Here is a 14,271-nt window from a genome sequence, read left to right as displayed (position 1 = left end):
ATAGTCTTAAAAACAGATTATTCTTAAAATTTAAGTACTTTTCAATCTTAATTATTTAGATACGTTTTCATGTCATTTTCATACAAACGACTTTTACCGCATATTTTAATTCTTGTCGGATTTATTATTCTATCATTAGCCTATTTTAGTCCGGTTTTACAAGGCAAGAAGATTTTTCAGAGCGATATAATGCATTATATTGGTATGGCTCAGCAACAAAAAGAATTTGCGCAAGCCACAGGAGAAGAAACCTATTGGACCAACAGTGCATTTGGTGGTATGCCTACTTATCAATTAGGTGCACAGTATCCTAATAATGTTATAAAGAAACTCGATCTATCACTACGGTTTTTACCAAGACCTGCGGATTATTTGTTTCTTTATTTTCTTGGGTTTTATATTTTGTTATTATCGCTAAAGGTAGATTATAAACTTTCAGCACTTGGTGCATTAGCTTTTGGTTTTTCTACATATCTTATTATTATATTAGGTGTTGGTCATAATGCCAAGGCTCACGCAATTGCATATATGCCATTGGTGTTGGCAGGAATTATTCTCACATTTAAGAAGAAATACATTCTCGGGTTTTTGCTTACTGTAGTTGCTTTAGGGTTAGAGATTGTTGCCAATCATTTTCAGATGACATACTATCTGTTATTTTTGGTAATAATTTTGGGTGTTGTTTATTTAATTGATGCTTACCAAAAACAGATTTTACCACATTATTTTAAATCGGTTGGGTTATTAACTGTTGCTGCTTTACTCGCAGTTGGTCTTAATGCTACCAATTTAATGGCAACACAAGAGTATGCTAAAGAAAGTACACGTGGTAAAAGTGAACTCACCATAAATCCTGATGGATCTCCAAAAGAAGCGACCTCTGGACTAGATAAAGCATATATTACAGAGTATAGTTATGGCTTAGCAGAAACATTTAACTTGTTTATTCCTCGTTTTATGGGAGGAGGAAATACGGAAGATATTGGTAAAAATTCTGAAACCTATAAGACCTATGTTACCATGGGCGCCTCGCCAATTGAGGCATTAGAACTTTCTAAAAATGCACCAATGTATTGGGGAAATCAACCTATTGTAGAAGCGCCAGCGTATGTAGGTGCTGTTATTTTATTCTTGTTTGTTCTTGGCTTATTTTTGGTAAAAGGCAGATTAAAATGGTGGTTAGTTGCAGGTTCAATCTTCTCCTTGTTGTTGTCCTACGGAAAAACAGAACCATTTGGCTTTATCACAAACTTCTTTATAGATAATGTGCCACTTTATGATAAATTTAGAGCTGTAACGTCTATACAAGTATTACTTGAGTTATGTGTGCCTGTGCTTGGTATTTTTGCTTTAACAAGATTGTTTAATGAATTTGTAAAGGAAGAACAAAAACTAAAAGCACTTAAATATACAGTTGCTATTACAGGTGGTTTATGTCTTATATTCTTACTGTTTAAATCTGTATTTTTTGATTTTACAAGTTATAGAGATCAAGGCATCCCAGAAATATTGGTAGATGCTTTAATTGAAGACAGAAAAGCATTGTTTAATACTGATACAATAAGATCTTTAGTTTTAGTATTAATATCTGCTGGAACCATTTATTTCTTTTTGAAGAAAAAAATAAATCAAAATATAGTAGTTGTTATTTTTGCTATTTTAATCCTTTTTGACTTAGTATCACTTAATAGAAACTACGTCAACAACGATAATTTTGTTTCAGCACTAAAAGTAGATAGACCTTACCAGCCAAATGCAGCAGATAAAGAAATATTAAAGGATAAAGGTCATTACAGAGTGTTAGACATGTCTACTCAAGGGCAGCGTCAACCAGCACGAGCGGCATATTTTCATAATTCTTTATTTGGTTATCATGCGGCTAAATTGGGACGCTATAATGAGTTAATGGAGTTTCATATTTACAACAATAATATAAATGTGCTTAATATGCTGAATACCAAGTATATTATTGCAGAAGATCAAGGGCAAATATTTCCGTATGACAATCCTGATGCTAATGGGAATGCATGGTTTGTTAGTGAGTTAGAAGAATTACCTAGTGCCAATGAAGAAATTAAGGCTTTAGATAGCTTGGATACTAAACAAAAGGCAGTTACAACGGTGTTGGAATATCAAAGTAACCTTGAAGTTTATAAATTCAAAGTAGACTCAACAGCTTCAATAAACCTAAAAGAATTTAAGCCTAATTACCTTAAATACCAATCTAATAATAGCAACGACGGTTTTGCTGTTTTCTCTGAAATCTATTATAAAGACGGTTGGAATGCCTATATCGATGGTGAATTAAAACCACACATTAGAGTTAATTATGTATTACGAGGTATGGAAATCCCGGCAGGAAAACACACTATTGAGTTTAAATTTGAACCACAAGTAGTAGAAACAGGAAGTAAAATAGCCTTAGCGAGTTCTGCTATTGTTGGTGTTTTGTTGTTGTTGGGATTGTTTGTGTCATTTAAGAAAAAAGATATCTGATTGTCATTCCTGCAAAAGCAGGATTCTATTCTGTTTTAAATTGGGTTTAGACATTTATTTACTTAAAATTGTAGACAATCCAAAGTCAGAACGAGATTGGCTTACCGAAGAAGATAATCCCGAATTAAAAGCCGAATATTCTAGCTTTCTAAAGACTAGGCAGAAAATAGATGACTATGGAAATAGATATACTGAATACGGATATTATTATGAAGAAATATCATATCAGAGAAAAGGTGTAAAATCTATCTTTACTAAAGAATTTAAATCAGATGATTTTGTTTTTACGCTTGATAGGTTTGATGTGTTAAAAAAATGTATTGATAAGAAGCATAAGGAATCTTTTGAAAAAGATTTTATATCAAAATTTAAAGAAAAAGAAAATTTTATATTGATTTGCTATTAAAAATTTCCTTCCCTTTGGGAAGGCTAGGATGGGCTTGAAAATACTTATAATTACATATTATTGGCCACCAGCAGGCGGACCAGGTGTACAACGTTGGCTAAAGTTCGTAAAGTACTTACCAGAGTTTGATATAGAACCCATTGTTTATTGTCCAGAAAATCCTAATTATCCTATAATTGATGAGAGTCTGTTAGATGAAATTCCAAAGGATGTTACAATCATTAAACAGCCCATTAAAGAGCCATACCAATTGGCAAGTTTCTTATCAAAAAAACGCTCTAAAAAAATTAGTTCTGGTGTTATTCCGAAGACTAAAAAACAATCGCTCGTAGAAAAATTGATGCTGTATGTGCGTGGTAATTTCTTTATTCCAGATGCTCGTAAAAACTGGATTTCACCTTCAGTTGCGTTTCTTTTAGAGTATATAAACACTCATAAAATTGAAACTATAATAACAACTGGACCGCCTCATAGTATGCACATTATAGGCTTAAAATTAAAGCAAAACTTGAGTATTAAATGGTTGGCAGATTTTAGAGATCCATGGACTACAATTGGTTATCACAAAGCGTTGAAGCTTACAAAATTATCGCAGCAAAAGCACATAGAATTAGAGGCAGAGGTTTTAAATTCAGCTGATGAAATTATTGTTACCAGTAACCATACTAAAAACGAGTTTGCCACAAAAACTAACAATTCTATTTCAGTCGTAACAAATGGTTACGACAACCATTCCGTAAGAATAGAAGAGAAGGACAAAAACTTTACCATGTCTCATATTGGGTCGTTGTTGTCTGATCGAAATCCAAAGATTTTATGGGCAGTTTTATCTGAATTAATTTCTGAAAACGAGGCATTTTCAAAAACATTCCAATTAAACCTTATTGGTGTTGTAAGTGATGATGTACTAGAGTCTATTAACGATTCAGGACTTAAAAATCATATCAATGTTATAGGTTATGTAAGCCACGATGATGCTATAAAATATCAAATGCAATCGCGCTTATTGTTGTTGATAGAAATAGATTCAGAAGACACTAAAGCCATTATTCCCGGTAAATTATTTGAATATATAATTTCGGAAACACCAATACTTGCCATTGGTCCAGATGATTCTGATGTGCAACAGATTATAGCAAAAACTAATACTGGAGTTTATTATAATTATAATCAGAAAGAAAAATTAAAGATTCAAATATTAGAGTATTTTGAAGCCTATCAAAAAAATAGCCTCAATGTAAATGCTATTGGTCTTCAGCCATACAGTAGGAAAGCATTAACAGAACGTTTGAGTGCTATTATAAAAGCGATGTAATCTTCACGTTAATATCTTAAGTTGTATTTTGCGGTAATGGGAATTGTATTAAATCAGTCGTTTAAAAACACAATTAGCACTTATCTTGGTTTTGGTATTGGTGCTATAAATACACTTTTTCTTTACACTAATTTTTTAACCGATACGTATTACGGATTAGTTGCGTTTTTGTTATCTGCGGCCAATATTATGATGCCTTTTATGGCTTTTGGGGTACATAATGCCATTATTAAATATTATTCTACTTTCAAGACAAAAAATAGCGTAAACAGCTTTTTAACGTTAATGCTGTTTTTACCTTTTGTTTTTATAATACCAGCTACGATTGTCGGTTGGTTATCTTACGAAAGTCTTTCAAGTCTACTTTCAAAAGAAAATAATATTGCAGGAAATTACCTATGGTATATTTTCATATTAGCTGTAGCCATGGCTTATTTTGAGATATTCTTTGCATGGTCTAAAGTGCAACTAAAAACGGTATTTGGTAATGTGATGAAAGAAATATTTCATCGCGTCGCAATTATGATTCTACTTTTTTCAGTATATCTAGAATGGTTAACAGCAGATCAATTTATATTGGCTTTAGTCCTCGTTTATGTTTTGCGTATGGTGATTATGAAATTGTATGCTTATACAGTACGATTTCCAAAGTTAAAGTTTCAAAAAATTAAAGGTATTTCTTCAATCATAAAGTATTCACTTTTAATGATAGTAGCTGGCTCTGTAGCGATGCTTATTTTAGATATAGACAAATTTATGATTGGTCTTATGCAAGAAAACATTGAAGAAGTGGCCTATTACAGCGTAGCCATTTTTATTGCGACGGTTATTGCTGTACCACAACGATCTATGCACCAGATAATGATGCCTCTAACGGCAAAATATCTCAATGAAAAAGATATAGGTTCACTTGAAAATCTTTATAAGCGTAGCTCTATTAGCTTATTAGTGGTAAGCGGATTTATATTTCTCTTAATTATACTGAATATCAACGAGCTCTATAAAATTCTTCCAGAAGAATTTACAGGTGGATTATTTGTAGTGCTCTTAGTGAGCCTGGCCAAGCTGTATGACAATAGTCTAGGAAATAATAATGCTATTTTATTTAACAGCGATTATTATAAGATGGTGTTATTTTTTGGTGTTCTATTAGCGGTTTTGGCTATAGTTCTCAATTTTATTTTTATTCCTGTATATGGAATAGAAGGTTCTGCATTTGCAACGTTTTTAGCTATTGTAGTTTACAATTCAGTTAAACTTCTTTTTGTAAAGCAAAAGCTTAATATGCAGCCATTTTCTATAGCTACATTAAAAATAGGTGTATTACTCTTAGTAATAGCTTTGGCAATGTTTTTTTGGGATTTTTCATTTCATCCTTTTATAAATATTGCGTTGAAATCTATTATTATAGTTATAGTATATTTTACATTGGTACTATGGCTTAATATTTCCGAAGATATATCAACGCAAATAAAAAAGTACCTAAAACTTTAGATACTTTTTATAAATGAGAAATCCCGTAAGGTGCTCTGAGGCATTCATCATACGGGACTTCTACTAACCAACCAAAAAAATCATGTTTTTATTATTATCCTCTAGTTCGTCTTGAGCTTGATCTGGTAGAACTTTGGTTACTTTTTCTACTTGTGTTAGATCTTGCCGAAACAGAAGATGACTTTCTTTTGTTTTTTATAGTACTTCGCTCTCTGTTGCTTTGAGAATTACTTCTACTATTATATATACGAGAATTAATGCTCCTTGGTTTTGATATCGAAGTATTTTTTGTTCTCTTCACTTCATTAGACACAGAAGTATTGCTTCTGGTCACATTATTTCTAGAATTTGTATTTCTAGAGATTTTATTAGAACGCGTAGACCTTGTAGGTGTAGTCACTCTATTATGGGATCTTGTAGACCTTATACTTCTGCTATCGTTATTACTTCTGGTACTTGGAGAAGATATACGACTTGTAGAACGACCACCTAAGGTATTATTATCTCTTGTAACTGAGCGCGATGTCCTAGCTTCAGAACTGCGAGATGTTGTGCTTCTAGTTGTGCGTGTTGCATTTTGCTCTGCCAAACGCGTAGTACGTGTTCTTGTAATTTCAGCATTTCTTCTACTTACAGTTCTTTGTATTGTACGCTCACTTCTGTTTCTTGGTGTTTGCGCATAACGATCACTATTATTGCGTCTTACCACCTGAGTGCTTCCTCGTCTTCCAGTGTTAACATTATAATATCTAACATTATTTCTGTAAGGTCTGTACCAAATATGTCTTACGGGTGAGTAAAACTGTCTGTATGGATTTACGTTTACTATGCAGAAGTTTACTGGCGGAACAATATAGAACCTGTGCCATGGTCTGTATACATATGTTCTGTTATAGATATTAATAAACCCATCATATCTCCAAAACACATTATTTCTGTAATACACATTTAATCCACCAATTCTATTGATTCTGTTAAAACTGTTATAGGTGATGAAAATATCACCGATTTGGTTTACTCTTCCGTAAAAATCGTAGAAGATTGGTGTATTTTCAATTTGAATAATGGCGCCAAAACGATCATACTGCACATATGGATTATAGTTATATCCAGAATTAAAACTAAGTGCAAAACCTGGTGTATTTATATTAACATTAACGTCTGGTCCATAATCTGGAATATAAAAATCGAACTGACCATCTCTATACACAGAAAACTCAATACCACCTTCAGTAAATATGAAAGAATTACTATAACCTCTCACGTAGTTATTTATTGAAGCATCAGCCTCTGATGATGTTGTGGTGGTTGCGAATGCAGTAGTGGAAAAAGCCACTAAACTTGCAAATAAAAATAGAATCCGTTTCATAATAATTGGGTTTTAAATTAAACTCGTTATATAAAATACAAACAGCGTGCCAAAAAAGTTTTTTTTAGGTTATTGTAATAAAGGATTATTGAGTCTTAACTACCCGAAACAGGTGGTACAAGATGTTGAAATTAAGAGTTCTTTTATTTTTTTATTGTAAAGAATAATCGTTTGAGAGTTTTAGTTTTAGACGCCAACAATCCAATTTTTTTTGACCTTGCTTTTTGTCTTAGACAAGGCGCTGATATATCCATAATCGCCATGTCATCAAAAAAGAATACGCCTATGCGATGGTCTCTAAATATTGATAAATATATCTACGTAGAAAACCTACTGGAGTGCAATAACTTTAAAAAAGTTGAGGCAGTGGTTAAACAAGAAAAAATAGATTGTATAATACCTATAGGTGAACAAACCTGTCTTGGGTTTTTAGGTACTAAGAAATTTATTTATAAAGATAAACTGATCTTAATTTCAGATTATCAAACATATTTTAAAGCTATTAATAAAGATCTTTTGTATTATCATTTAAAAGAAAATAATATTAACCATCCAAACACAGTGATAATTAAAAGTACAGCTAATGATGTTTTATTAGAATCAATTTCAAAACTAAATTTTCCTCTAATTGCAAAACCTGTAAGAGGAATAGATGGTAATGGTATTTTAGAAATTAGTAATAGTAAAGCGTTAAAGGTATTTTTAGATAGCAGAACAATAAACCAATACTTATTACAAGAATATGTAAACGGCTATGATATAGACTGTAGTGTGCTTTGTAAAAATGGCAATATTCTTTCTTACACGATACAAAAAGGAATGTCTTATGAATATAAAAAGTTTACAGCGCCAATAAGCCTTACTTTTCTTAAAGAACCTAAGCTTTTCTTAGTCGTTAAAAAATTAATTCAAACACTAAAATGGTCTGGTATTGCTCATATAGACTTACGCTATGATAAAATTACTGATGATTTTAAAATTATTGAAGTTAATGCAAGATATTGGGGAAGTTTACACGCATCTTACGCTGCTGGCATCAATTTCCCAGTTTTGCATTGTTACTTATCAATGGGAAAAGATTTAGAGCTAAACTCATTTTTGCCAATACAGTATTACAGTTTAAAATCAGTTTTAACCCAACCACATCATTTAATTAAATCCTTTATAGCCAAGAAGAAATCGTACACTCAGCTTGCTATGCTCACTAGAGATCCAATACCGTATATATTTAAATTCTTTATTAGAACATACATTATTTTGAAGAGAAAATTCCGTCAACTTAAAGCATAGGTTTAAAGCCACCAAGGTGGATTTAATCTATTATCTCCCGCATAATAAAGTATGATCTGGTTACCATCGAGATCCTTTAACCTAGCTTCTCGCCAGAGCCATTTTTGATCGGTAGGGTCTTCAACAAAATAGATTCCTTTGTTCTTTAGGGTTTCAACTTTTGCGTCTAGATTATTACATTCAAAATAAATCCAAATCCTATTGCCTTTATCTAATATTTTGGCCAAATGTACCGAAAATGTTGAGTTGCCATCGGAACAGGCCAAACGTATATAATCTGGTAAAACCTTTACTATTAATTGAAGACCCAGTTCTTGATAAAATATAATTGATTTTTTAACGTCTTTTGAAGGAACTGTAATTTGATTAAGGTTTATGTTTTTTTTTAACTCAATAAAGAATTTCTTCCAGTTTTTTAACTAATTCTTTTCCTTTTAAATTTCTTCCGATGATAATGCCATCCTTTGAAATTAGAAAATTATCAGGTATAACATAAATACCATAAATTAATGAAGCTTCATTTTGATCACCTTTTAAATCTGAGACATGCATCCATGGAAGACCATCTTGCTCAATGGCTTTTACCCAGCTATTTTTATCGCTATCTTGTGATACTGCAAAAATTTCAAAACCTTTATTCTTAAACTCATTGTAGGTTTTAACTAAATTAGGGTTTTCCTTTCTACATGGTCCACACCAAGAGGCCCAAAACTCCAGCAAAACTGTCTTACCTTCTAATTCTGATAGTTTCTGAGATTTACCGCTGATATTTTTAGACTCAAAGTCTACATACCGATCTCCAATTTCAGGTTGTTTGTTAAGCTCTAAGTATTTCTTTATTTGCTTTCCGAATTTTGAAGATTTATTTTCTTTAGACATCAACTCAAAATGAGTTTTGGTTTCTTCTCTGCCCCAGGTTCTTGAATCTACAGATAGTATACTTACACTTACAATACTATTAGGATAGTCTTTGACAAATTGCATTTCTGCCTTGTCCCTCTCTTTTCCTTTTAGCCCATCAACTCTTTCCTTAAAAATATTGTTGAGTCTTTCTGGTTCTGAGCCCGTGATCACTGCATTTTTGAAACCTAACTGACTTGCGTCAAAACCCATAGGTTGGTTGACGACCCAAAATGAGGTGTAGTTCTTGAATACTTTATCGTGAAGCGCTATATTTACAGGAAACGTATCTAATTGTGTTGAAAATTTAAAACTGTTGTCTGTAATTGTTGCAGAATCTATCGTTTTATTATTGTGCCTGAGATAAAGCTTAGTGCCATTTTCTAAGTCATTGGTTTTTCCTCTTAAACTGAATGATTTTTCGTTGTTATTTTTGCAGCTTAAATTTACTAGGATCAAACTCAAAAAAATTATTGTTCTCATTTTTAAAGTTTTTTATTCAAATTAAAGAGAAAAACCTCATAGCAGAATTGCTATGAGGTTGCTATACTACCTAAAACCCTTTTTCATTGCGATTGATAGTATATTTCATATTCTATTCTTTTATGATTTTACGGGTCAAGGTTTTACCACTTTTTGTATTTAATTTAACAAAATACAACCCCTGCTTTAAGTCGCTAATATTATAAATATTATTACCATTTGGTTTTAGATTATTGACTAGCTTACCTAAAACATCATAAATTTCTATTTTCTCTAAATCAATATTTGAACTTTTTACAGAGAAGCTATTTTTTACAGGATTAGGATATATTGCTGTATTTGATGTTTCAAAAGTATTGTTAGATAGTGTTGCGGTTACAATTTGTTGTTTGCCAAAGATAAAATTGGTAAATGATGAAGGTGTAGTTGTAGCGCAAGTACCAACTATATAAATATCATAAGCTGTATTTGGATCAAGACCAGTAATTGTAAAGGTATTGTTAGACGTCGTCACTCCAAACGTACTTACAGCTGAGTCTTCAAATATTGCGGCATCCTCATTATACACAAGTATTTCAATAGCGGCATATAAACCTGTATTTGACCAACTTAAATCAGCAGTTGTTGAAGTAATATTATTAATGCTCACGTTATTAAAAGGTGGGCAATTATTACGTGTTGTAATTGAAAAAGGGCCTTGTCTTGTGAAAGTACCATCTGTACAATAGGATTTTAAATAAACATTATAATTAGTATTACTATTTAATCCAAAAGCATATCCACTTTCAGTACCATTAATAATTTCATTATTGCCTGAACTTACTGGTGCACCAAAAGCGTTTTGATTTGTTGGGAAAATATCGATAATATGATTTGTAAATGAATTGCCATTATTATTCCAATTCATAAACATCCAATCGCCTCCTGGCGAATCAATTAATATATTTGTAACAGATCCGCAATTAAAAGGAATATTATTTACCGTATAGGCTTCCTCGTCAATTTGGTCATGACGAGCAGTAAAAACAACATCTCCATCAAAGACTGTTCTAAATTTAGGGCTGCTAGAGCCATTGGCGCTAATATCCGCTAAAAATTCCATAGCATTTGTATTGAGATCAATTCTGTATGGCTCATAACCTAAAGTTGCTCCATCATCCGCTGTAAAGTAGAGGTAATCTCCAGCGTCAAACAAGCTTACAGGATCTCCATTTCCGTCTGGGAAATTAGGTGCTTCACTTTGATTGATATTATAAGATACTATAGATCCTGTGGCAGACATTCTAATGAGTTCTCTTCCAGCTGCCCCACGACGTGCGGCAAAAAATAAGTTATTGCCTGAAACTGTTAGTTCTGTAGGGTTACTACCAACTGTAGAAGTTGGGTCTATATTTAAACGCATTGTAGTTGCTGCTGTATTTTCTGTGACGTAAAGTTCGCGTCCATTCACACCATCGTCTGCTGTAAAATAGGTTTTACCATTAAAACGCACGTAATCTCTTGGGTCGCTATTTCCTAGGGCATTTAAGTTACCTAAATTAACTGGTGTAGGGGTAGGAGCTGTCGTGTCTACGTACCAAGCTTCTCTACCGTTGCCATCTCCATTAAATGCGGAAAAATACATATCTGTACCTATAACTGTAAGATCTGTAACATTACCATTTCCTGCACCAGCCATATCTACATATTTAAATGTACCTGCATCAGTACCATCGGAAACCCAGACCTCTCTTTCTGATGCATTATTTGTTTCGGCAATAAAAAAGATTCGATCTGTTCCTGGAGTGCTACCAGGTTGTACTTGAAGTCTAAATGGCGTTGTACCAAAAGAACCAGGCGTAATGTCTTTTACTACGCTCATTGTTTTTGTGATAGGATCAATAGAAACCAATTCTCTACCTATAAAGCCATCTGTAGTGTTTCTAACTACTAAGAACAAATAGATTAATCCATTTGCAGAGACCATTCCGGTACCACCAATGTTCACATCAGGGCCAGAGTTTTGCGGTGCTATAATTTGATTATTTGAAAGATTGTTGAAATCAATATAGATTAAATCGTTGTCACCATTGGCAACTGTCGCATTACCATAGGCAATGACTTCAGAATCTGAAATAGGTATAAATTCTAAAATAAAATAATTCGTTACACCAGAAGACGTGCGATTTCGTGTGTTTGACTCCATTCTCACTACACTTCGACTTGATGTCCCGGTATAAAATAAATTATTTGGGCCTGTCTTATATTTATTGATGTTCGGTATTGATGCAGAACTAAAAGCATCGGGATTGTCAGGAAGTAGTAAATCTACCTGAGCATTAGTCAAGAAAGTTACTGCTAAGAGCAGTAAAGTTAACGTAATTTTTTTCATGATATAATGGGTTATGGTTAAAACACAAACTTATCTTTATATCAAAAATGTAGTACTACCCGAGATAGGTAGGGAGAGATGTTCTAAATATCAGACTGGGAAGAATAAAAAACTTTTGCAAAAAGTAATTTTTAATTTTCCTTTAACCATGAGATCCAATCGGTGACTACTACTGGCAAATAATCTGTTTTTTCGTTTTCTGTAGTGGTTTCTTTTTGCAGTTGGTAGTTATGACCTAAATCTTGATATACGTTCCAGGTAATATGAGAAATACTATCTTTTATACATTCCACCCTAAACATGTCATGGTAAGGGCTAGACTCATCTTTTGTACCGTAAGAAATTAAAACAGGTATGTTTAGACGTTTTAAAATTTCATTTTCATTTATAGAAAACGAACTCATCATACGGTAAGAATCCCTTCCCTCATTAGAAACACTTAAAGGATCATTGACAATAGCTTTCCAATACTCAAAGTCTTCTTCGATGTCCGCTTTGCTTCCACCGTGCATCCGTTTTCTCGCAATAATAGAAAGAATAGTAGAGTAGTAAGGAAGCCCGCTGGAATAGATAAGATGTGTTACCTGAGGGATTTCATCTGCCATACCCAAGGCAATACTGCTTCCCTGCGAATGACCAGAGACGACCAATCTGCTCGGATCAACCCAAGACTCTTTCAGCAATTTTTCAACAATGAATTTATTTGTTTTTACATAATATTCAAGATTGTTGTTTTCAATGTATGCTTTAGGATGTGTTTTGGTCTTCTTATCTATAAAATATTCTCTTCTTCTGTCTAGGCTATCTTTATGGCTTATTAAAGGTACTCCAGGCTTATTAACGATTACAATGTGATAGTCGTCTTCAAAAAATCCTTCTTCTATTGAGGTTGCAAAAGTACGTTGTGTACCGTTATGGATTATGAGCGGAATAGCTCGTGAGCCTTGAATTGAGAATAGTAAAGGCTTTTTGATGTGTTCTTCGCCCTTTTTAGACTTGATTAACACCTCAAGAGTATCGTTTTCCATAACATATTGAAAATGCCTAAAGCCAAAATCTTCTGGGCTTATCTGAGCTTTTACACTTATATAAAATAATATTAAAAATGTATTAACGGTTCTCTGCATTACTTTCATATTATTTATTTTTTATCTCATACAATACTGCTTCCTCCCCATCCAATTCTATATCTTTTTTGTACTTGAGACCTATTTTTTCGAGGACTTTTATTGAATTCAAATTTACTTTCATAGCTCGGCCTATAATTTGTTTTAAGTTATATCTTTCAAAACAATAGTCCAAACAGGCCCTTGCACTTTCAGTAGCGTAACCTCTATTCCACATGTCTTCGAAAAATCGAAATCCGATATCGGTTTGATTATCTTCAGGATTAAATTTTAAACCACAAAATCCTATGAAGCTATTTGTCTTTTTTTGCATTACGGCCCATCTGCCGTAGCCATTCAATTTGTAATCTAAATAGTTTTTTAAAAATTTATGTGCGTCTTCAATACTCTTAAAAGCAGTATCACCTGTATATTTTATGACATCTGGATTTAAATTTAGGTTATAGATATTTTCGGCATCACTTAAACTCAACTCTCTTAGTAAAAGTCTATTTGTTTCCAGTATAGTTTTCATATGTTGCCAGATAATTGTTTTCTCTAAATTTATATATCTCCTCTGATAAATCGGGTTTTTGAAATTTGTAAAAATTAGAGATTTAGTTATGACTTATAGTAATTGCTATGTTTCAGGTAATAATTATAATGAACACTCTAACCGCTGAGCCTGTTATGTTTTTCTTTAGCTGTTGCGTTTGCTGAACAAAATAGAAATAATAACTAAATAGATAGCTGTATTAAAAATTCTTAACAATGAAATATAGCGTCAACTATAAAAAGATGGATATGTATGATATCCACCTTTTTATTACTAACTTAAATTAATCTAAAACCCAAGTTTTAGACTAGTTACCAATCTCCTGCAACTCGCGTCTAATGCCTTTTTCAGAATCGATTTGACGTTGTACTTGTTCAATCTGTTGGTCGTTATAACCTGCTTCATAAACTTCGTCGGTTGTAGCTCCGCTAACCAGCATTACATAAAGAGCGTAAAGAATTGTTCCTACCATAATGAAAATTTAT

The 14,271-nt window shown here is 32.7% G+C and carries 12 protein-coding genes; 5 read left to right on the top strand and 7 right to left on the bottom strand.

What is annotated here, in order from left to right:
* Nucleotides 1-69 precede the first annotated feature (69 nt).
* Genes BWZ20_RS02290 through BWZ20_RS02275 form a run of 4 tightly spaced genes read left to right on the top strand, consistent with a single transcriptional unit; the run spans nt 70 to nt 5,711 of the window.
* Nucleotides 70-2,496, top strand: a complete 2,427-nt coding sequence (locus tag BWZ20_RS02290; RefSeq protein ID WP_076615673.1) for a YfhO family protein — start codon at nt 70-72, stop codon at nt 2,494-2,496.
* 40 nt (nt 2,497-2,536) lie between these two features.
* The gene (locus tag BWZ20_RS02285) at nt 2,537-2,902 is read left to right on the top strand and encodes a hypothetical protein (RefSeq protein WP_076615670.1); all 366 of its coding nucleotides are present in this window, start codon (nt 2,537-2,539) and stop codon (nt 2,900-2,902) included.
* Nucleotides 2,903-2,930: 28 nt separating this feature from the next.
* Complete coding sequence (locus BWZ20_RS02280) at nt 2,931-4,217, top strand: glycosyl transferase family 1 (RefSeq protein WP_076615668.1); 1,287 nt, start codon at nt 2,931-2,933, stop codon at nt 4,215-4,217.
* Between the two features lie 36 nt (nt 4,218-4,253).
* On the top strand, nt 4,254-5,711 hold the full coding sequence (locus tag BWZ20_RS02275) for a polysaccharide biosynthesis C-terminal domain-containing protein (RefSeq protein ID WP_076615666.1): 1,458 nt from the start codon (nt 4,254-4,256) through the stop codon (nt 5,709-5,711).
* 94 nt (nt 5,712-5,805) lie between these two features.
* On the opposite strand, the gene BWZ20_RS02270 is transcribed toward BWZ20_RS02275, so the two are convergent.
* Entirely contained in the window at nt 5,806-7,080 is a 1,275-nt protein-coding gene (locus BWZ20_RS02270; RefSeq protein WP_076615663.1) for a hypothetical protein, read from the bottom strand.
* Between the two features lie 171 nt (nt 7,081-7,251).
* On the opposite strand from BWZ20_RS02270, the gene BWZ20_RS02265 reads away from it, so the two are divergent.
* Nucleotides 7,252-8,370, top strand: coding sequence for an ATP-grasp domain-containing protein (locus BWZ20_RS02265; RefSeq protein WP_076615661.1), 1,119 nt, complete (start codon nt 7,252-7,254; stop codon nt 8,368-8,370).
* A 2-nt stretch (nt 8,371-8,372) separates the two neighbouring features.
* Here BWZ20_RS02265 and BWZ20_RS02260 read toward each other — a convergent pair whose 3' ends face one another.
* The 6 genes from BWZ20_RS02260 to BWZ20_RS15240 form a co-directional block, all read right to left on the bottom strand.
* Entirely contained in the window at nt 8,373-8,681 is a 309-nt protein-coding gene (locus BWZ20_RS02260; RefSeq protein ID WP_317041695.1) for a VOC family protein, read from the bottom strand.
* Between the two features lie 79 nt (nt 8,682-8,760).
* Nucleotides 8,761-9,753, bottom strand: coding sequence for a TlpA disulfide reductase family protein (locus BWZ20_RS02255; protein WP_076615656.1), 993 nt, complete (start codon nt 9,751-9,753; stop codon nt 8,761-8,763).
* Between the two features lie 112 nt (nt 9,754-9,865).
* The gene (locus BWZ20_RS02250; protein WP_076615653.1) at nt 9,866-12,124 is read right to left on the bottom strand and encodes a T9SS type A sorting domain-containing protein; all 2,259 of its coding nucleotides are present in this window, start codon (nt 12,122-12,124) and stop codon (nt 9,866-9,868) included.
* Nucleotides 12,125-12,255: 131 nt separating this feature from the next.
* Nucleotides 12,256-13,260: an alpha/beta fold hydrolase gene (locus BWZ20_RS02245; protein ID WP_076615651.1), complete on the bottom strand. Its 1,005-nt coding sequence runs from the start codon at nt 13,258-13,260 to the stop codon at nt 12,256-12,258.
* Between the two features lies 1 nt (nt 13,261).
* Nucleotides 13,262-13,765, bottom strand: coding sequence for a GNAT family N-acetyltransferase (locus BWZ20_RS02240; protein WP_076615649.1), 504 nt, complete (start codon nt 13,763-13,765; stop codon nt 13,262-13,264).
* A 328-nt stretch (nt 13,766-14,093) separates the two neighbouring features.
* Complete coding sequence (locus BWZ20_RS15240) at nt 14,094-14,258, bottom strand: hypothetical protein (RefSeq protein ID WP_157358299.1); 165 nt, start codon at nt 14,256-14,258, stop codon at nt 14,094-14,096.
* Between the last annotated feature and the right edge of the window lie 13 nt (nt 14,259-14,271).

Origin of the sequence: Winogradskyella sp. J14-2 (genome assembly GCF_001971725.1) — a bacterium.
Classification (GTDB): domain Bacteria; phylum Bacteroidota; class Bacteroidia; order Flavobacteriales; family Flavobacteriaceae; genus Winogradskyella.
Note: the sequence above shows the minus strand (reverse complement) of the source record. Positions and strands in the feature narration are given on the sequence as shown.

Coding starts and splice junctions, on each gene's coding strand:
- BWZ20_RS02290 (WP_076615673.1), top strand. CDS start 70: ATGTCATTTTCATACAAACGACTTTTACCGCATATTTTAATTCTTGTC.
- BWZ20_RS02280 (WP_076615668.1), top strand. CDS start 2,931: ATGGGCTTGAAAATACTTATAATTACATATTATTGGCCACCAGCAGGC.
- BWZ20_RS02275 (WP_076615666.1), top strand. CDS start 4,254: ATGGGAATTGTATTAAATCAGTCGTTTAAAAACACAATTAGCACTTAT.
- BWZ20_RS02270 (WP_076615663.1), bottom strand. CDS start 7,080: ATGAAACGGATTCTATTTTTATTTGCAAGTTTAGTGGCTTTTTCCACT.
- BWZ20_RS02255 (WP_076615656.1), bottom strand. CDS start 9,753: ATGAGAACAATAATTTTTTTGAGTTTGATCCTAGTAAATTTAAGCTGC.
- BWZ20_RS02250 (WP_076615653.1), bottom strand. CDS start 12,124: ATGAAAAAAATTACGTTAACTTTACTGCTCTTAGCAGTAACTTTCTTG.
- BWZ20_RS02245 (WP_076615651.1), bottom strand. CDS start 13,260: ATGAAAGTAATGCAGAGAACCGTTAATACATTTTTAATATTATTTTAT.
- BWZ20_RS02240 (WP_076615649.1), bottom strand. CDS start 13,765: ATGAAAACTATACTGGAAACAAATAGACTTTTACTAAGAGAGTTGAGT.
- BWZ20_RS15240 (WP_157358299.1), bottom strand. CDS start 14,258: ATGGTAGGAACAATTCTTTACGCTCTTTATGTAATGCTGGTTAGCGGA.